The 18,727-nt window shown below is 63.9% G+C and carries 14 protein-coding genes; 10 read left to right on the top strand and 4 right to left on the bottom strand.

The features are described from left to right. Nucleotides 1–142: 142 nt before the first annotated feature. Entirely contained in the window at nt 143–2,236 is a 2,094-nt protein-coding gene (locus AC13HB_RS03645; protein WP_482948366.1) for a TonB-dependent receptor plug domain-containing protein, read from the top strand. 248 nt (nt 2,237–2,484) lie between these two features. Then, nucleotides 2,485–3,426 carry a retroviral-like aspartic protease family protein gene (locus AC13HB_RS03640; RefSeq protein WP_482948365.1) on the top strand — a complete coding sequence of 314 codons (942 nt, stop codon included), beginning with the start codon at nt 2,485–2,487 and terminating at the stop codon, nt 3,424–3,426. 81 nt (nt 3,427–3,507) lie between these two features. Here the strand turns inward: AC13HB_RS03640 and AC13HB_RS03635 are convergent, their stop codons facing one another. From AC13HB_RS03635 to AC13HB_RS03625, 3 genes are all read right to left on the bottom strand, one after another. Beyond that, nucleotides 3,508–5,628 carry a peptide MFS transporter gene (locus AC13HB_RS03635; RefSeq protein ID WP_482948364.1) on the bottom strand — a complete coding sequence of 707 codons (2,121 nt, stop codon included), beginning with the start codon at nt 5,626–5,628 and terminating at the stop codon, nt 3,508–3,510. A 137-nt stretch (nt 5,629–5,765) separates the two neighbouring features. After that, nucleotides 5,766–7,139, bottom strand: coding sequence for a glutamate--cysteine ligase (locus AC13HB_RS03630; protein ID WP_482948363.1), 1,374 nt, complete (start codon nt 7,137–7,139; stop codon nt 5,766–5,768). Nucleotides 7,140–7,237: 98 nt separating this feature from the next. Next, the gene (locus AC13HB_RS03625; protein ID WP_482948362.1) at nt 7,238–8,002 is read right to left on the bottom strand and encodes a 16S rRNA (uracil(1498)-N(3))-methyltransferase; all 765 of its coding nucleotides are present in this window, start codon (nt 8,000–8,002) and stop codon (nt 7,238–7,240) included. 77 nt (nt 8,003–8,079) lie between these two features. Between AC13HB_RS03625 and ubiA the strand changes: the two genes are divergently transcribed. From ubiA to AC13HB_RS03590, 7 genes are all read left to right on the top strand, one after another. Next, nucleotides 8,080–9,006, top strand: coding sequence for a 4-hydroxybenzoate octaprenyltransferase (gene ubiA / locus AC13HB_RS03620; protein WP_482948361.1), 927 nt, complete (start codon nt 8,080–8,082; stop codon nt 9,004–9,006). A 71-nt stretch (nt 9,007–9,077) separates the two neighbouring features. Continuing rightward, nucleotides 9,078–10,589: a M16 family metallopeptidase gene (locus tag AC13HB_RS03615; protein WP_482948360.1), complete on the top strand. Its 1,512-nt coding sequence runs from the start codon at nt 9,078–9,080 to the stop codon at nt 10,587–10,589. Beyond that, nucleotides 10,586–12,007, top strand: a complete 1,422-nt coding sequence (locus tag AC13HB_RS03610; protein WP_482948359.1) for a M16 family metallopeptidase — start codon at nt 10,586–10,588, stop codon at nt 12,005–12,007. The genes AC13HB_RS03615 and AC13HB_RS03610 overlap by 4 nt, the downstream gene beginning before the upstream one ends. A gap of 82 nt (nt 12,008–12,089) precedes the next feature. Beyond that, complete coding sequence (locus AC13HB_RS03605; protein ID WP_482948358.1) at nt 12,090–12,737, top strand: class I SAM-dependent methyltransferase; 648 nt, start codon at nt 12,090–12,092, stop codon at nt 12,735–12,737. Nucleotides 12,738–12,782: 45 nt separating this feature from the next. After that, a complete protein-coding gene (locus AC13HB_RS03600; protein WP_482948357.1) occupies nt 12,783–13,214 on the top strand; it encodes a MarR family winged helix-turn-helix transcriptional regulator in 432 nt (143 codons plus the stop codon). A gap of 125 nt (nt 13,215–13,339) precedes the next feature. Then, entirely contained in the window at nt 13,340–14,116 is a 777-nt protein-coding gene (locus AC13HB_RS03595) for an enoyl-CoA hydratase-related protein (protein WP_482948356.1), read from the top strand. A 39-nt stretch (nt 14,117–14,155) separates the two neighbouring features. After that, the gene (locus AC13HB_RS03590; RefSeq protein ID WP_482948355.1) at nt 14,156–15,577 is read left to right on the top strand and encodes a serine hydrolase domain-containing protein; all 1,422 of its coding nucleotides are present in this window, start codon (nt 14,156–14,158) and stop codon (nt 15,575–15,577) included. Between the two features lie 37 nt (nt 15,578–15,614). Here AC13HB_RS03590 and AC13HB_RS03585 read toward each other — a convergent pair whose 3' ends face one another. After that, a complete protein-coding gene (locus AC13HB_RS03585) occupies nt 15,615–16,049 on the bottom strand; it encodes a BLUF domain-containing protein (protein WP_482948354.1) in 435 nt (144 codons plus the stop codon). A 321-nt stretch (nt 16,050–16,370) separates the two neighbouring features. Here AC13HB_RS03585 and AC13HB_RS03580 point away from each other — a divergent pair, with 321 nt between their 5' ends. Further along, nucleotides 16,371–17,882 (top strand): UbiD family decarboxylase, encoded by a 1,512-nt coding sequence (locus tag AC13HB_RS03580; RefSeq protein ID WP_482948353.1) that lies wholly within the window; start codon nt 16,371–16,373, stop codon nt 17,880–17,882. Nucleotides 17,883–18,727: the final 845 nt, after the last annotated feature.

Genomic DNA, 18,727 nt, shown 5'->3' with positions numbered 1-18,727 from the left:
TGTTACGTATGATCAAGGAATGGTCCGTACTACCCCTGCCATACGGGGGAGCGTGTCAGGCTCAAACATTGGTAGGCGTATGCGAGGGACTTTGATCAACTGGGCTGCTGGTACAGCAGCGACGGCGCTCTGGAGCGCACCTGTGCTTTTTGGAAGCGCAGCTTTTGCGCTGGAAGAGACGGCTGACGGCGAAACCGTCCAGAACGCGCTGGATACGGCATCCGGTCCGAGCGTGACCGAGAGCCGCCCTGGCGTTGCCGTCTATGTGCCGGCTTTCTTCACCGACTATTCGCCCGTGACGGCGCTGGACATGGTCCGGCGCGTTCCGGGCTTTTCGCTCTCCAACGGCAATACGGAGCGTCGCGGACTGGGAGACAGTTTCGGCAATCTGCTGATCAACGGGCGCCGCCCGTCGAACAAGTCGCTGCGCCTCGAAACCGTGCTGCAGCGCATTCCCAAGGACGATGTCGCGCATATCGAGCTGATCCGCGAGGCCCTGCCGGAATACGACATGCGCGGTCATCCGCGCCTTGTGAATGTGATCCTGCGCGAGGGCGCCGGCAGCTCCGGGTCCTGGGAAGTCCGGTCCGAACTGTCCGCCTCGAACCGCCTCGGCGGCCGCGGCGTGCTCTCCTACACCATGCCGGTCGGCGATGCGGAAATGACTTTCGGGATCAATGCAGGCTATTTCGGCAATCGTGTCCGCCGCCGCTACTCGCTGCTCGACGGGACCGGCCTGCCGCTCGAAGTCGCGCGCGAGAACGACCAACGCCGCTTCCAGGAAGCGATCCCGACCTTCTCCCTCGCCTGGCCCATTACCGACCGGACGCGGCTTCAGCTGGACACGCGGGGCAGTGCCTGGTCCTGGCATCGCACTCAGGTCCGCTTCACCGATGAGCCCGATACCGGCGCGCCGCTTCTCTATCAGCAGAATGCGACCGAGAACCACGGCTCGTCCTGGTCCGCGACCGGCAGCCTGCAACACGAGTTCTCGCCGAGCATTTCGACGGAGACCATCCTGCTGGCCAGCCGCGAACGCTGGGACGACGGTCCGGAAGCCTACGAGACCTATGATCCGGTCGCCGGCTTCCTCGGAGCTCTTATCGTCGAGCATGAGGGCGAATACGAGGAAACAGCCTTCCGCCAGACCCTGTCCTGGGATCCGAATGAAAACCACTCCTGGGAATTCGGTGCGGAGACCGCGCTCAATGCCCGCGACACCATCCTCGCCCTGACCGAGGATGACGGCGTCACCCTCACTCCGATCGACCTCCCCGTCTCCTCGACCCGCGTCGAGGAAACGCGCAGCGAACTCTTCGCCAATCATGTCTGGTCGCTGAGCGAGAATGTGAATCTGGAGACGGGACTGCGTTACGAGCGGTCGGAAATCGTCCAGACCGGCGATGCCAACCAGACGCGCACTTTCAACTATGCCAAGCCGAGCGTGACGCTCAACTGGCGCCTGGACGACCAGAACCGCCTGCGTTTCTCCGGCCGCCGCGATGTCGCCCAGCTCAATTTCGGCAAGTTCGCCAGTAATATCAATGTGACGGACAATAACTCCACGCTGGGCAATCCGGACTATGTTCCCCAGCAAACCTGGACCGTGGAAGCCGAATGGCTGCGCAGTTTCGGGGAGGAAGGTTCGCTCTCCCTTCTGGTCGGATACGACCAGGTCAAGGATCTCGATGGCTGGATTCCGGTCGTCACGCCGGACGGCGTCTTCGACGCGCCGGGCAATATCGGCGATGGCTCCAATCTGCGCGTCACCCTGAATCTCACCACGCCACTCGATGCGATCGGTCTGAACAATGCCGTTCTGGATACTTTCCTCGAGCGTTACGACACGCGGGTCGACGATCCGCTGACCGGCGAGTCCCGCGTCTGGTCGGGTCCGCGTGAGTGGGAACTGCGCCTGGACTTCCGCCAGAGCTTCCCGCAGCGCCAGCTGGCCTGGGGCTGGGATTACCACATGGTCACCGACGGTGAGGTTTTCCGCGCCCAGGAATACCGCCGCTTCAGCAAGACTCCGGGCGATCTGGATGTCTATGTCGAAACGACGCGCTGGTTCGATACGACCATCCGCCTGGCCGTGGACGGCATCTTCAATAATGGCGACGACCGGGAGCGCGTCTTTTATGACGGCTCGCGCGCGCTGGGCGTGGTCGATCTGGTCGAACACCGCAATGAAAGCCGGGGCACGACCTGGTCGCTGCAGGTCCGCGGCACGTTCTGACCGCACGCCGCCGGACTGACCGGATTTGACGGGCCCGCGCATTTTCGATCGCGCGGGCCCGTCTTTTTTTGGGAAAAATCTGGTGATTCCACCTTCGCCGCATTAGATTCATCCAACGGGGACGGGAGTCAGCTATCCGGTCACCCGCATCCTGCGCCAGTCGGGGGGCTGATGGCGTATCGATCCGAACGGTTCGACCGGTCTGTCCAGAAGGAACCGCCGGCGAACTGCGCGCAGGAGGACATCGCATGGCCAGACAATCCAGACGACACCAAGGGTCCGGGCGCCACCGCCCGCGCAGCGTGAGGGAGCTGGTCGCCGGTACGTTCTTCGCTGCGCTCATGGCTGCGCCGCCTGCGCTGGCAGCGGATGAGGCCATTCCCCTGCAGCACAATCCCAGCGGACACCTGACGCTTCCCGTCACCATCGACGGATCGGGGCCGTTCATTTTCCTCTTCGATACAGGCGCGAGCCATACCGCGATCGCGCAGCCGGTCGCCGAGAGCCTCGGCTTCCAGTCGCAATGGCGCGAACTCAACGACGTACAGTCCCTGACCACCCGCTTCGAGGCGGAGCGCTTCTATATCGAAGGTGTCGATTTTTCGGCCCAGCCGCCCATCAACCTGAACGCCGTGGTGATCCCCGTCAGCGACGAAGCCTCCAATCCGGTCGCCGGCCTTCTGGGAGCCGACGCCATTCTCTCGCCGCGCTACACTATCGATTTCACGGAAGGCGAGGTGCGCCTGCAAACCGGCCCGGTCACGCGCGCGGACGGCCAGGTCACGGATATCGGCCTGCTCACCGGCATGGCGCGAACCTATCGCGGGATCGGTGAGATCCGGGTGATGCTCGACTCCGGAAGCGCCTACTCCATCGTCAATCCGCGCTTCGGGCAACGTATCCGTCAGCGTTATGGCGGCATCCGCTTCAACATAAACGGCGTCGACAATGATGTCGAAAACGAAGGCCGGTCGGTTCAGGTCAGGGCCTTGCGGATCGGCGGTCTGTGTGTGGGAAGCATTCCCGCGCTGGAGGCGGATCTCGACATTTTCCGCGCCCTGGACTGGGGCGGCGAGCCCGCCATGATCATCGGCATGGACATTCTTCAGTTCGCGACGGTCTCGGTCGACCGGCAGAGCGGGCATTTCCAGATCGATTCCACGGCTCCGGAACTCGCCTGCAACACCTGACGGCGCTCATGCCGGCCCCGACATGAAAACGGACGCGGAGCACAAGCTCCGCGGCCGCTTCATTGCGGTGGATATCCCGCGTCAGGGCGCGTCGGACGACTTGTCCATGGACGCTCCACCCGCTTCCGTTTCGGTCGGGTGCGGGGTCAGGTCCGTGGTCCGCATCCACATTTTGATGATCGGCGAGATCAGCAACATCAGAAGCGCGATGCCGATCGCGATAATGCCGACCTGCGTGTAGACGCTGGCATAGGTTGCCTTCGCTGCGGCCACATTGGTCAGCTGACCGCCGACCGTCTCCGCCCCCGTCGAGGACGCGATCACGCCGGCGAGATAGTTGGACAGGCCCGAATAGAGGAACCAGGCCCCCATCGTCATGCCCACCACGCGAGCCGGGGCCAGCTTGGTCACCGCCGACAGACCGACCGGCGACAGCATGAGCTCGGCCATGGTGTGGATCCAGTAGATCAGGAAGATGAAGTAGACAGCTGTCAGACCGGCAGAGCCGCTGGCCTGCATACCCCCGACCAGGGCGAGGAAGCCGAGGCCGACACCGAAAACGCCGAAGGCGAATTTGACCGGCGTGGAAGGCTCGCGGTTCCGCTTTGCCAGGGCGATCCACATCCAGGCCACGATCGGCGCAAAGATGAAGATGAAGCCCGCATTGAGCGACTGGAAGACCGGGGCCGGAACCGACCATCCGAGGATATTCTTGTCGACCAGACGGTCAGTGAAAAGGTTCAGCGAAGAGCCCGCCTGTTCGAACAGTGCCCAGAACGGAATCTGCGCGAGCACGAAATAGATCGCCGCAAACATCCGGCTGCGTTCAGCACCGCGCAGTTTCACGAAGCTGTAGAGCACGAGGAACACGAAGACCGCGACGCCGAGAAGGCCGACGAAGGACTCCGGGATCAGGTGCGCATTCATCACCAGCACCATCGAGACCGCGACGATCACGAGGCCGGCAAGATAACAGGCAGTCTCGACACTGATCGGACCGAATGCCTTTTCCTTGAGCTTCTCCGGGTTCGGCGGCTCAGCCTTGCCCTCGAGATATTTCTGCCCCCAAAGGAAGACCAGCAGGCCGGCGAACATGCCGATACCGGCGAGACCGAAGCCCCAGGCCCAGCCATACACGATGCCGAGAATGCCGCAGGTGATGGAGGACAGGAAAGAACCGAGATTGATACCCATGTAGAACAGGGTGAAGCCGGAATCGCGCCGGGCGTCCTGCACGCCGTAGAGCGAGCCGACGATGGTCGAGATATTGGCCTTCAGGTAACCGACACCCGCGATGATGAGCGCAAGCGAAAGATAGAGGATATTGACGAAGAGCTGTTCCTGGACCGGCTCACCGACTTCGAACTCGCCCGCATCGGCACGCGAAATCACGATGTCGTCGTCATTATCCGCCGTGCCGAGATCATCGACGATTTCAAGGTAGTTATTGCTCGCTTCGTCAAGCGTGAAGCTGGCGCCGCCGATCATCACGGAACGCTGATCACCGTCCACGGCAACGTCGAATTCGCCTTCACCGGGCAGCTGGAGCACGGTCGGCGGCTCTTCGCCAACGCAAGACGCGATACCGAACGTGCCGCAAAGGTTCTCGATGAAGCCACGCGGTTCGGTAATCAGGACATACTCGGCCGCGCGCTCGACTTCCTGTTCGTCGGCATCGTAACGCTCACCGAGGAACGTGCGGGACGAACCGTCTTCGCCTGTCAAAGTAAGAACCGAGTCCGCACGGAACATCAGCCGGCGCATCTCGCCGTCCTGCTCGATGTAGAGCTTCTGGCGATCGCCACGCCCCTCGGCCTGGATCTCGTAGGTCGATCCGGCGACTTCGATATCCTGGCGAGACCCGCTTCCCTCGAACGCCATGCCGAAATGGCCGAGTACCAGCAGGATCGCGCCGAACGTTACCGCCTTTCGCTGTCCCAGATAACGGTCAGCCAGCGAGCCGCCGACGATCGTCATCACATAGACCAGAGCCGTATAGGCACCGTACATGACGGCCGACCGCTCGTCCGAGAACAGGAAATGCTGAGTCAGATAGATGATCAGCAGGCCGCGCATCCCGTAATAGGAAAAGCGCTCCCACATCTCGGTAAGAAACAGAATGGCCAGTCCCTTCGGATGCCCGAAGAAGGACGTGTCCTTTTGGGGTGCAGCTGCACCCGGCGTCGCGGTTGTATCCGTCACGCAAACCTCCCCAGTACCCGCCCCACGCGGGTTCACAAACTGGTCGCAATTGACCACGGGGGGCACGCCGGCTCAAGTCCGGGACGCGGCTTGGTTTCAGAGCGGACAGCACATTCGCGTGACGGACCGGCGGCCGGTCAGTAGGCGCACTCGATAAAGACCGGTTCGATCGAGCCGTTCCAGTCGCCCTCGAAATGCCCGATCAGGGCATCGGCACGGGTGCGGCCGCTGGCAACGATCTCGTCGAGATCGTCCAGGAACAGGCCCTCATGCTCGCCATGGCCATTGAGACGGGCGCGAACATTGAGCCCCTTGCGGGCGATGGCCAGGACCTCGCGGGCGATATCCTGCAGCGTGCCCGAGCGGAAAGGCGTCGCCAGCGCGGTCTTCGCCGCGCCGCGGCGCAGCGTTTCCCGTTCCTCTTCCGTCCAGTCGGCGACGAGATCCCAGGCCGCATCGAGCGAGGCCTGATCGTAGAGCAGGCCGACCCAGAAGGCCGGCAGCGCGCAGAGCGAATTCCACGGCCCCGAGTCAGCGCCGCGCATTTCGAGGAAAGTCTTCAGGCGCACCTCCGGGAAGAGCGTCGAGAGATGGTCTTCCCAGTCGCTCATCACGGGCTTCTCGCCCGGCAGGGCCGGCAGCTTGCCGTCGAGGAAATCGCGGAAGGACTGGCCCGTCGCGTCGAGATAGACGCCCTTCCGCTTGACGAAATACATCGGCGCGTCGAGCGCCCATTCCGTATAGCGGTCGAAGCCGAACCCCTCGTCGAAGGCGAAGGGCAGCATGCCGCAGCGCGCATTGTCCGTGTCGGTCCAGACATGGCTGCGATAGGAGCGGAAGCCGTTGAGGCCACCATCCTTGAACGGCGAATTGGCGAAGAGCGCCGTCGCTACCGGCTGCAGCGCCAGCGAGACGCGCAGCTTTTTCACCATGTCGGCCTCGGTCGAGAAATCGAGATTGGTCTGCACGGTGCAGGAGCGGAACATCATCTGATGGCCCATCGTGCCGACCTTCGGCATATAGGCCTTCATCAGCTGGTAGCGCGCCTTGGGCATCATCGGCGTCTCTTCCAGCGACCATTTCGGCGAAAAGCCGAGGCCCAGGAAGCCGGCACCGATCTCGTCGGCGACCTCGCGCACTTCGCGCAGATGGCCGTTCACCTCCGAACAGGTCTGGTGGATGTTTTCCAGCGGCGCCCCGGAAAGCTCGAACTGGCCACCCGGCTCCAGCGTGATCGACGCGCCGTCGCGCTTGAGCGCCACGACATAACCGTCTTCCACGACCGGCGCCCAGCCAAACCGGGTCATGCCCTCGAGCATTTTCTTCACGCTCGGGCCGTCCGCGTCGTAGGCCAGCGGGGTATGCTCGTCGAGAGCGAAGCCGAACTTCTCGTGCTCGGTCCCGATGCGGAAATCCGCCTCGGGCTTGCAACCGGCCTCGAAATAGCTGTTCAGCTGGTCCCGGCTTTCGATGGGAGCGCCTTCGCCGCCCTGGTTATACGTGCCGCTCATGAAAGCCGCCCCCGCACAGTCGAAAATGTCCGCAACAGATATGTGGGCGTATCGCCCGGAACAAGAGGAAGACCCTGCGTTTCGCGCTCACATTGACGTCAGCGCCAGTCTCCGCAGCTGGATTGCCATAGCGTCAGCGCTGAGATCGCTGCCGTCTCGGCCCGCAGGATACGCGGCCCCAGCGTTACCGGCAGCACGAAATCGAGACTGCGCAGACGGTCTCTTTCTTCCGGGGAAAACCCGCCTTCCGGTCCGATCAGGATCGCGGACGGTCCTCCGCCCGCCTCGGCGAGCGCCGCCTGCATGGGTTTGCCGCGGCCGCGGGCACCGCCCCAGGGCGCATCCGTTTCGTCGCCGGCCTCGTCGCAATAGATGAGCGTGCGGGCGGGATCCCAGCCGTCGAGGACACGATCGAGCTTTGCCAGGTCGGCGATAACGGGCAGATCGAGCCGTTCGGTCTGTTCTGCGGCTTCCTTGGCGATGGCCTGGAAGCGCTCGAACTTGATGCGGTCGGACTGGGTCCGCGCCGTGGTGACGGGATGGATTTCCGCCACGCCCAGCTCGGTCGCCTTTTCCACGATGAGATCCGTCTTCTGGCGTTTGACCGGCGCAAAGACGAGCCAGAGATCGGGCACGCCGGCCTGCGCGCGGGTCTGTTCGACCGGTTCGACGATGGCGCCCTTGCGCGACGCTTCGACGATGCGCGCCGACCATTCGCCGTCGCTGCCATTGAACAGGCGCAAGGTGTCGCCGGGCCCGCGCCGCATAACATTGACGACATAGTGGGCGTCCTCGCGGGCGAGCGGGACCGGCCTGCCGGCCGCGAGCGGCGTTTCGAGATAAAGGCGCGGATCAGTTGACATACCCCCGCTTTGGCCCACGCTGCGCGTGAAGGCAAGCATGCCTTGAATTGGCCTTCAGCCTTTGCCACACACGCGCGATGCAACTGAACTTCGACCGGCGAGTCGCTGACTCCCTTCCGAAAACCTGGGTCGACAGGGCGCCGAAGGCGCTCCGCCCTTATCTGCGCCTGGCGCGCTACGACCGGCCGATCGGGTTCTGGCTGCTTCTGCTGCCCTGCTGGCAGGGTCTGCTGCTGGCGAAAACCGGTGAAGGGCTGGGCCTGCAGGATCTGTGGTTCGCCGTCCTCTTCGCCATCGGCGCCATCGCCATGCGTGGCGCCGGCTGCACCTATAACGACATCGTCGATCGCGACCTCGACGCCCAGGTGTCGCGCACGGCCGACCGGCCCATCCCGGCCGGCACGGTGACGCTGAAACAGGCCTGGGCCTTCCTCGGTGCCCAGGCGCTCGTCGGTCTACTGGTCCTGATCCAGCTGCCCCTGCCCGCCATCGGCGTCGGCCTGCTCTCGCTCGCGCTGGTGGCCGGCTATCCCTTCATGAAGCGGATCACCTGGTGGCCGCAGGCCTGGCTGGGCCTGACCTTCAACTGGGGCATCCCCGTCGCCTATGTCGCGGCGGGCGGCGGTCTCGACCTCGCCCTGCTGGCACTCTACGGCGCCGGTATTTTCTGGACGCTCGGCTACGACACGATCTATGCGCACCAGGACAGCGAGGACGACGCCCTGGTCGGCGTGAAGTCGACCGCACGCCTTTTCGGCGAGCATTCGCAATACTGGATCGCCGGCTTTTACGGCGTCACCGCCATCCTCACCGCGCTGGCGATCTGGCTCAGTCAGGCCACGCCCTGGCTGGTACCCGTCTACGCGCTCTATACGGCCCACCTCTTCAACCAGGTCCGTGTGCTCGACATCGAGGACGGCGCGCGCTGCCTCGCCCTGTTCAAGTCCAACCGCACCAGCGGCCTCATCCTCGTGGCCGCGCTGGCCATCGGCGCCCTGATTTGACCGCACCGGACGGGAATGGCTTGATAGGCACGCTGTCCGGGGGGATCAGCTGCAGACATCGGGGAGTTGCAATGCGTTCAAGTGCCGGCGCCACGCCGTTTCTGGCGGCGCTCGTCATCGGAGTTCTGGCCGGCGTTCAGGCGCTTGTCATCGCACCGCCGGCCCATGCGGGCCATGGTCTGGACGGAATGCCGGACGAGGCCGTGGACGGGCTCGACACCGCCGCCGCGCCCGCCGGATTCGATATTGGCGATGATGGGCTGCACATCAATGTGCGCTATCACACACTCGAAAACGGGCTGCGAGTCGTCCTGTCCGAGGATCACACCGTCCCCACGGCCACCGTCGGCGTCTATTACGGTATCGGCTATCGCCGCGAACCGCGCGGCCGGACCGGCTTCGCGCACCTGTTCGAGCATCTCTTCTTCGCCGGTTCTGAAAACCTGCCGGTCGATTCCTATCATGAATTCGTCAGCGCACGCGGCGGCATGACCAATGCCTCGACGCGGCTCGACTTTACCAACTATTTCACGGTCGTTCCCTCGAACGCGCTCGATACGGTGCTCTGGGCCGAAGCCGACCGCATGGCCTCGCCGACCCTGTCCAGCCGCGTTTTCCGTCGCGAGCGCGATGTCGTGCGCAACGAGATTTTCGTCAATGTCGAGAACCAGCCCTATGGCGGAGCGAGCTGGATCGACCTGCCCATGATCGCCTTCGACAACTGGCACAATGCACATAATTTCTATGGCGATCTGAGCGATCTCGACGCGGCGACCATCACCGAGGCGCGCGACTTCTTCGAACGCTACTACACACCGACCAACGCGGTTCTGGTGGTCGCCGGCGCCTTCGACAGCGAGCATGTCCTGCCCCTGATCGAGCGCTATTTCGGCACCATCCCGGCCGGCGAAGAGCTGGAGCCGGTCGATGTCAGCGAGACGCGCCAGACCGGCGAACGCCGGGCACAGCAATACGATCGGCTCGCCCAGCAGCCCTATCTCGTCCTGGGCTATCGCATGCCCGAGCGCGGCACGCCGGAATACTACGCCATGGCCCTGATCGATCAGCTCATGCTGGCCGGCAATGGCGGCCGGCTGCAGCGGCGGCTCGTCGACGAGCGCGGCTATACGTCGGGCGTGACGGGCGGCATCAACCTGCTCGGCAATGTCCACAATTACGACGGTCCCATGCTGTGGACGGTGAGCATGGTCCACAGCGAGGATTTCGGCACTGATCCGATCCTGGCCGATTTCGATGCGGAGATCGCGCGCCTGCAGGATGCCCCGCTCAGCGAAGCCGAGCTGCAGCGGGCGCGCACCCTGCTGATGACCGAGTTCTACGGCCGGCTCGATTACTCCACCCGGCTGGGCATTATCGACCTGCTCGCCAGTTTCAGCCTGTTCGACGACGACCCGCACCGCATCAACCGGATCGAGGACGGGTTCGACCGGGTGACGCCGGACCTCATCCAGGCCACGGCCCGCGAATATCTGCGGCCGGAGAACCGGACCATTCTGGAAGTCATCCCCGGGACCGGCCCGGGCACCGAGGCCGAGCCTGCCACGCGGGAGCCCAAGCCATGATCGCCGCATTCCTGCGAAGCACCCTGCGCCTTGCCGCACCATTCCTGCTTCTGTCGACCACTCCGGTCCAGGCGGGCGACGACACCACGCCGGCCGGTCCGCCCCCGACGCCGCCGAGCTCAGGCGACCCGGTCCCCTTCGAAATGCCGGCGAGCTATTCGGTCATGCTGGAAAACGGGCTGACCGCGACCTTCATACCCTGGGGCATGACGCCGACGGTGGACATCATCGTGTCCGTGCGTGCTGGCAATATCGATGACGGCACCGATACCTGGATCGCCGATCTGACCGCCGCCATGATGGAGGAAGGTTCCGCCGGCCGGTCGAAACAGGAAACCGCCTCGCTGTTTGCGGATATGGGCGGCAATCTCAACGTCTCCGTCACGGAGTCCCACTCCACCTTCGGCACATTCGTCATGTCCGAGCATGCCGATGCCGCCATGGCGCTGCTCGCCGATGCGGTGCGCAAACCGGACTTTCCCGAAGCCCGTTTCGAGCGCGTGCGCGAGGCCATGATCCGGGACGTGTCGGTGACGGGCGCCTCGCCGCAAGTGACCGCGGGCAACGCCGCTTTCGGTCACCTCTTCGCCGAAGACCACCCCTATCATCGCGGTCTTCCGACCGAGGAACAGCTGCGCAGCTATAGCCTGTCCGATCTGCGGCAATTCTACCGCGAGAATTTCGGCGCCCGGCGCACCCATCTCTATATCGCCGGGCGTTTCGATCCGGCCGCGATGGAAGCGGCCGTACGGCGCCATTTCAGCGACTGGCCCGTGGGTCCGGAGGACAACGCTCCCGACGCAGCACCCGCAGTGACGGACGGTCCCGTCGTGCATTTCATCGACCGGCCCGGCGCACCGCAGACCACGGTCCAGCTCTACTATCCGGTCTCCGAAATCGACGCCAAGAACGCCTATGCCATCGACGTGATGGACGTCGCCGTCGGCGGCCTGATCGCCACGCGGGCCCGTATGGCCGGCTATTCCTATTCCGCCGGGAGCTTCGTGCGCTGGACCCGGGGCGGTGGATACTGGAGCTATAGCGACGACATCAACACGCCGGACACGCCCTACGCACTGGCCGATGTACTCAACATGATCGACGCCGTGCGCGGCGTGACCTGGAATCTGGACGGCACGCGCGAATGGATGGCGAGCCTCTTCGTCATGTCCGTCGGCTCCACCTCGGGCCTGATCGGCGAAATCGCCTATCGCGACAGTTTCGGCCTGCCGCACGAACACCTTTCGCGCCATGTCGACCGGCTGATGGCGGTCACGGACGAGGAAGTGACGGCCGCCGCCAACGCCTATCTGGAACCGGACAATATGGTGCTCATCGTGGTTGGCGATCTCGACCGGATCGAGGCGGATATCCGTGCCATCACACAATTGCAGGATGCCCGCTTCGTTCGCGAATAGTCGTGCCCTGCACGCGCGCCCTTCACTTACGGACTGACGGCCGGGCTTCGCGCCCGGCCGTTTTGCGTTATAGGCCGATCCCATGAAGCTCGACGATCCGCTCGCTTTCATCCGCGATCACACCGCCCTGATGGCGCCGCCCCTTGTGCCGGAAGTGCAGCTCCATCTCGCCGTGGAGACCGTGGAGATCTGGCAGCAGACCGAGGAAGCGCTCGGCGAAGACGGCCTGCCGCCGCCCTTCTGGGCCTTCGCATGGGCCGGCGGGCAGGCGCTCGCACGCTATGTGCTCGACAATCCGGACATGGTGGCGGGCAAGCGCGTGCTGGATTTCGCCGCCGGCGGTGCCGTCTCGGGGATCGCGGCAAAGCAAGCGGGCGCCGCGAGCGTGCTCGCTTGCGAACTCGACGCCTTCGCCATCGCCGCGATCGAGGCCAATGCGGCTGCCAATGAGGCAGAGCTGGAGACCGAACTCGGCGATCTGGTCGGACGCGATGACGGCTGGGACGTGGTGCTCGCCGGAGACGTCTTCTACGAAGCCGAACCGGCGCGGGTGATCGGCGGCTGGCTTGAACGCCTCAATGCCCGCGGCGCCACGGTCCTGATCGGCGATCCGGGACGCTCCTTCCTGCCCCAGGACAAGCTGGAACGCATGGCCGGCTACACCGTCCCCGTCACCCGCGATCTGGAAGACCGGGAAGTCCGCAATGCCAAGGTCTGGCGGTTTCGTTAGAGGCCTCCCCTCCCGCCGGGCAGAGAATCGTTTCACACACGAAGCATGGCTCGCGCTCGCGCCGTCGACAGGCGGCTTTTCCTTCTGCTGGAAATCGCGGCCCGGCGTATGAACCGGGATGTCGAGGCGCGTCTGAAATCCCAGGCCCGGGTGACGTCCGCCCAGGCCGCCGTGCTCTTCCTGCTTTCGCGGCGCGGCGAGCGGCGCATGAGCGATATCGGCGACATGCTCTCGCTCAACCCGCCGGCGGTGACCGGCCTCGTCAGCCGCATGGAGACGCTCGGCCTCGTGGTGAAGTCGGCCTCCTCGACGGACAAGCGCTCGGCCGTGGTCTCGCTCACCGAGAAAGGCCGCGCCATGGGCGATGCGGCGGATCATGTCCTGCGCGATTTCAACACCGAGCTGGAGGGCCGGCTGGGCGAGGATGACAGCGACATGCTGCACCGGGTCCTGACCCGGCTCGCCGTCGATCTCTGACCCGCTCCGGGCCTAGCCTGCCTGACGTTTACGTCAACTGATAAGCGGTATCCAAACGCCCCGCTTTTGCTCTAACCTCCGCTCCAAACCCCGCAAGCGGGCAAGAGAAAGATAGGGAGGCTCCCTTGAGCGAACTGGTTCTGGTCGATACCGCGGACAAGATCCGCACCATCCGTTTCAACCGTCCTGACAAGAAAAACGCCCTCACCCAGGACATGTACACCGCCGCCGCCGAAGCGCTGGAAAGCGCGGATACGGACCCGTCCGTGCGCGTCAGCGTCATCACCGGTGCGGAGGGTGTTTTCACCGCCGGGAACGACATCGTCGACTTCACCCAGCGTCCGCCGGAATTCGGCGAGAACGACGTGCCGCCCGTGCGCCGTTTCATGCTGGCCCTGCTGAATGCGGAGAAGCCGGTCATCGCGGCGGTCGACGGCCTGGCCATCGGGATCGGCGTCACCATGCTGCTCCACTGCGACCTCGTCGTGGCCTCCAGCCGCGCCGTGTTCAAGACGCCCTTCGTGGATCTCGCCCTGGCGCCTGAATTCGCCTCGAGCCAGGTTATGCCGCGCATGTTCGGCCATGCCGTCGCGGCGGAGCTCCTGCTGCTCGGCGCAAGCTGGGACGCCAACCGGGCCCGCGAGACCGGCCTGGTCAACCAGGTGACCGCGCCGGAACATATGGACGAAACCGCCCGTGCGCTCGCCGCAACGCTCGCCGCCAAGGCGCCGGCCTCGCTGAAAGCCTCCAAGGCGCTGATGAAACAGCCGCCCGAAGACATTCATGCGCGCATGGATCGCGAGAACGCGATTTTCGGCGCCCAGCTGCAATCGCCTGAATTCGCCGAAGCCGCGGCGGCTTTCCTCGAACGCCGGGCTCCCGATTTCGACAAGCTGGGCTAGAGTCCCGCCGAGACAGGAAACTCCGGGGGGAGAGACAAAATGATGAAACGCATTCTGGCCGGCACGGCCGCCATTCTGGCCATCGGCGGAACGGTCGCACTGAACAGCTCGGTCTACGGGCGCGTATACCTGCCTGCGGGCACGGGCATTACCGCCAAACAGGTTTGCTCACTGAGCTGGGTATCGGGTCTCGACAGCGAGTACGCGAAATCCATCTATCTCGACCCGCTTCTCGGTTCGGCGAACACCGTCATCTCGCTCGATATCGACGAGGAAGCCCGCGAGGTGCGCACCTCCGTGCTGGGCCTGTTCTGGCGCCAGCGGGCCGTCTGGCGCGACGGTCTCGGCTGTACGCTCGTGCATGACGGCACCGGCTTCGACGAGACCCTCGCCCTGCCCCCGGCGCAGGATTTCCAGCCCATGGAAATCGATACCGCCTGGCGCGATGCCAACTTCGACACCGCCGCCCTCGACGCAGCGGTCGCGGCCGCTTTCGACGATCCGGGGAATGATCGCCGCAACACGCTGGGCGTGGCCGTGCTGCACGACGGCCATCTCGTGGCCGAGCGCTATGCGCCGGGCGCGAGCCGGGAGACGCGGTTTCACGGCTGGTCGATGACCAAGAGCGCCATGACCACGCTCGCCGGCCGGCTGGCGCATGAAGGCCGGCTTCGTATCGCCGAACCGGGTCAGGTACCGGCTCTTTCGGCGGTCGATCCGGATTATGAGGACGTCACCATCGAGGACCTGCTGCGCATGACAGGCGGGTTCGCCATCGCCGAGGACAATACCGGCACCGATCCCAATTCCGACATGCTCTTCACCGAGAGCGACATGCCCCGCTTCGCCGCCACGCGCGAACGCCTGCACGGGCCGGGCGAGCACTGGCAATACATGAGCGGCAATACCATCCTCGCGACCCATGCCATGCAGCAGGAACTGGGCATGACGCTGGAAGATCAGGTCGAAGGTCTGCGCGAGACCCTGTTCGAACCGCTCGGCATCTACTCGGCCATTCTCGAAGCCGACGAGCGCGGCACTTTCCAGGGCTCGTCCTACATGTATGCGACCGCCCAGGACTGGGCGAGGCTGGCCGATCTGTATGCGCAGGAGGGCCTGCATGAGGGCGAGCGCCTTCTGCCGGAAGGCTGGAACGATCTGGTCTCGGCGCCCACGGAAGGCTCGAACGGGAATTACGGCATGGGCTTCTGGCTGCCGGCCGAGCACGAGGACCTGCCCGAAGGCACGTTCCGCATGAGCGGCTTCCAGTCGCAGAGCGCCTATATCATGCCGGACCAGGACCTGGTCGTGGTGCGTTTCGGGGCCACCAACTCGGTGTCTTCGCAATCCAATGACCTCGCGCGCGGCGTGGTCGCTGCCCTGACGGAGCCCGCACCCGCCGGGGACGCGGCGGACACGATGGCGGAAGACGATGGAGTGGCGGAGGAAGACGCGGGCTGATCCGAAGCCGCCCGGCACCGCACGGGGTACGCAACACTCAGGCCGCCATCACGATCGGCGGCGAGGAAGCCTTGGCGTTGCGGTCGAGCACGTCGGCGACGAATTTGCGCACGGCCGAGGCCGTCGCGCGGCCCATGGCCACGTCGCGAACGAGCTGGGCGCGCAGCCGCCGCTTGGGCGAGCCGACGCGCCAGGTTTCGTAGTCTCGCTGACGAATCGGGACGAATTCGATCAGCTCGAGGTCGGATATGCGGGAGTCACTGGAAACCAGGTCGAAGAAGCGGCGCAGCGTGTCGCGTTCGCCCTCGATCACCTCAAGAAGATAGCCGGAATGCCACACAAGCCCCCCGGTCATGCGGCCGTCCACGCTGTGCTTCATGCAGCAAGACAGGATACTGCCGAGCTCGCCTTTCAGCGCGTTCTTGCCAAGATCGATTTTCGTCTTGGCGGCCATGACCATCCGGTGGAGCATGTGTTCTGATTCCGTTTCATGTTGTTGCAGCAGCCAATCTCCGCCTGCCACCTGAAGAATTTTGAAAAAATAAGCTTCAGATTTTCGCTAAATCCGAGCCGCTTCGCGCACACTTGATTCACCTTGCCGTGCAAGCCTTTGATGGGGCGTGCTCCGCCGCCCTGTTCCACAGCCTCCGATCGCCCGAATGGCCGCTGAAAAAAATCTGTCGTGCGACAGACGACCGCATATCAGCGACCGAACTGGACTTTCCGCGGCGAAGTTGCAGTGTCTGGGACAGCCCGCCACGGGCACCGTCATCACCGCACCGGACATTCCGACATGGCCTACAAATCCCTGCGCGACTTTCTCGACCAGCTCGAAGCCGAGGGCGATCTCGTCCGCGTGACGACCCCGGTCTCGACCGAGCTGGAAATGACCGAGATCCACAAGCGCACCCTGCATGCGGGCGGACCGGCCATCCTGTTCGAGAATGTGATCAACGAGCGCGGCGAGAACAGCGAGATGCCGTGCCTGGTGAATCTCTTCGGCACGGTCAAACGCGTCGCCCAGGCCGTCACGCTCGGCGGCGAGGCCCGCACGACAGGCGCAGAGCTTCGCGAGGTCGGCGAACTGCTCGCCTTCCTGCGCCAGCCGGAGCCGCCGCGCGGCATCAAGGACGCCTTCGACATGCTGCCGCTCGCCAGGACGGTGATGTCGATGCGGCCGAAAAACGTCTCTTCGGCACCCTGCCAGGAAATCGTGCTGACGGGCGACGACATCGATCTCGACCGTCTGCCCATCCAGACCTGCTGGCCCGGCGAGCCGGCCCCGCTCATTACCTGGCCGCTCGTCGTCACCAAGGGGCCGGGCAAGGACCGCACGGACGACTTCAATCTCGGCATTTACCGCATGCAGAAGCTGGGCAGGGACAAAACGCTGATGCGCTGGCTGAAGCATCGCGGCGGCGCCCAGCATTATCAGCGCTGGAAGAAGGAAAAGCCGGAACCTCTGCCCGCCGCCGCCGTACTCGGCGCCGATCCGGGCACCATCCTGGCCGCCGTCACGCCGGTGCCGGACACGCTCTCGGAATACCAGTTCGCCGGCATATTGCGCGGCAAGAAGGCCGAGCTCGTCGACTGCAAGACCGTGCCGCTGAAAGTGCCCGCCGAAGCCGAGATCGTACTCGAAGGCCATGTCATGCTCGACGAATACGGTCCGGAAGGCCCCTATGGCGACCACACCGGTTACTACAATTCCGTCGAGCAATTCCCGGTCTTCAAAATCTCCGCCATCACCATGCGGAAGAACCCGATCTATCTGACCACCTATACCGGCCGGCCGCCGGACGAGCCCGCCGTTCTGGGAGAGGCCCTCAACGAGGTCTTCATCCCGCTCATCCAGCAGCAATTTCCGGAGATCACCGATTTCTGGCTGCCGCCGGAGGGGTGTTCCTACCGCATCGCCGTGATCTCGATGAAGAAGGCCTATGCCGGCCATGCCAAGCGCGTGATGATGGGCGCCTGGTCCTATCTCAGGCAGTTCATGTACACGAAATGGATCATCGTCGTGGACGACGATATCGATGCGCGCAACTGGAAGGACGTGATGTGGGCCGTCTCGACCCGCATGGACCCGGCCCGCGACATCGTCACCGTCGAGAACACCCCGATCGACTATCTCGACTTCGCCTCCCCGGTCTCCGGCCTCGGCTCCAAGATCGGCCTCGACGCCACCAACAAGATGGACAGCGAAACCGCCCGCGAATGGGGCGAAAAGCTGGATATGGACGAGACGACGAAGGCGCGCGTGGACGAGATCTGGGGGGAGTTGGGGATAGATGGGAAATTATGAACTCGCCAGCCCTATCAATCACAGAACAGATTAACGAGGCAAAGCAACGCATAACACTTATTAGCGAGTCACTGCCTAGCGTGGTGGACCCAGCTTCTTATTTTGAAGCGGGCAAAACCCCGTTCAAATTTATACCGTCAGGGAATGTCTGATCTACAGGTTCGAGGAACTCAGCCGGTGCGCACTCAGCGCGTTCGAGAATAAGGACATTGCCGCTGGAATGATGCTTACGCGCGGCGCACACGAATGCGGTGCAATGACCCGACACCTCGACCTTAAGGTAACTAAATATCTTGAAGATGGCGATCACAACTCTCTGGATGAGATCGCTATGAAATTGTTTTTGGGGTGGAAGTCTCAAACGGGTGCGAGTGAGGACCATTTGCCGGAAGCGATCAATGTCATGACCATGGAAATCAGGGACACACACCAATTCCCCCGGGCTCGTCCCAAGGGAATCGGAGTTTGGCTGGTCCGGTGAGGCAAGCTGACCTGGCGTTTGCGATTTGAATGAACCTGTCTTTCACACCGTCACCCTGACGCAAGTCAGGGCCCAGCTATCCAGCCTGGCGGTGACATTTCCTGTAAGCCCCACCTACCTCGATTTAGCTTTGTGAGCTGGGTCCTGACCTTCGTCAGGATGACGGTGTCGAGGGCGGAAAACGCAGATTTATCCCCACCCACAAAACCCGGCGTAGACTCCTTCCCGTTCTCGCACCGCTCGAGGCCCGGCCTGGTTCGCCGGGGGTGTGGGGAGTACGGAGCCTGCCCGTCTCTGCTGACTGACCAAAGCAGGGCCCGGTGGTGGCCATCGGTTCGGAGAGGCAGCAAAAGCGCTGACTGTC

The organism is Maricaulis sp. B-26 (genome assembly GCF_056857855.1).
Note: the sequence above shows the minus strand (reverse complement) of the source record. Positions and strands in the feature narration are given on the sequence as shown.

Bases quoted from the DNA above. Each gene is read 5' to 3' on its own strand.
- AC13HB_RS03640 (WP_482948365.1), top strand. From the start codon at position 2,485: ATGGCCAGACAATCCAGACGACACCAAGGGTCCGGGCGCCACCGCCCG.
- AC13HB_RS03630 (WP_482948363.1), bottom strand. From the start codon at position 7,139: ATGAGCGGCACGTATAACCAGGGCGGCGAAGGCGCTCCCATCGAAAGC.
- AC13HB_RS03625 (WP_482948362.1), bottom strand. From the start codon at position 8,002: ATGTCAACTGATCCGCGCCTTTATCTCGAAACGCCGCTCGCGGCCGGC.
- ubiA (WP_482948361.1), top strand. From the start codon at position 8,080: ATGCAACTGAACTTCGACCGGCGAGTCGCTGACTCCCTTCCGAAAACC.
- AC13HB_RS03615 (WP_482948360.1), top strand. From the start codon at position 9,078: ATGCGTTCAAGTGCCGGCGCCACGCCGTTTCTGGCGGCGCTCGTCATC.
- AC13HB_RS03610 (WP_482948359.1), top strand. From the start codon at position 10,586: ATGATCGCCGCATTCCTGCGAAGCACCCTGCGCCTTGCCGCACCATTC.
- AC13HB_RS03605 (WP_482948358.1), top strand. From the start codon at position 12,090: ATGAAGCTCGACGATCCGCTCGCTTTCATCCGCGATCACACCGCCCTG.
- AC13HB_RS03600 (WP_482948357.1), top strand. From the start codon at position 12,783: ATGGCTCGCGCTCGCGCCGTCGACAGGCGGCTTTTCCTTCTGCTGGAA.
- AC13HB_RS03590 (WP_482948355.1), top strand. From the start codon at position 14,156: ATGATGAAACGCATTCTGGCCGGCACGGCCGCCATTCTGGCCATCGGC.
- AC13HB_RS03585 (WP_482948354.1), bottom strand. From the start codon at position 16,049: ATGCTCCACCGGATGGTCATGGCCGCCAAGACGAAAATCGATCTTGGC.
- AC13HB_RS03580 (WP_482948353.1), top strand. From the start codon at position 16,371: ATGGCCTACAAATCCCTGCGCGACTTTCTCGACCAGCTCGAAGCCGAG.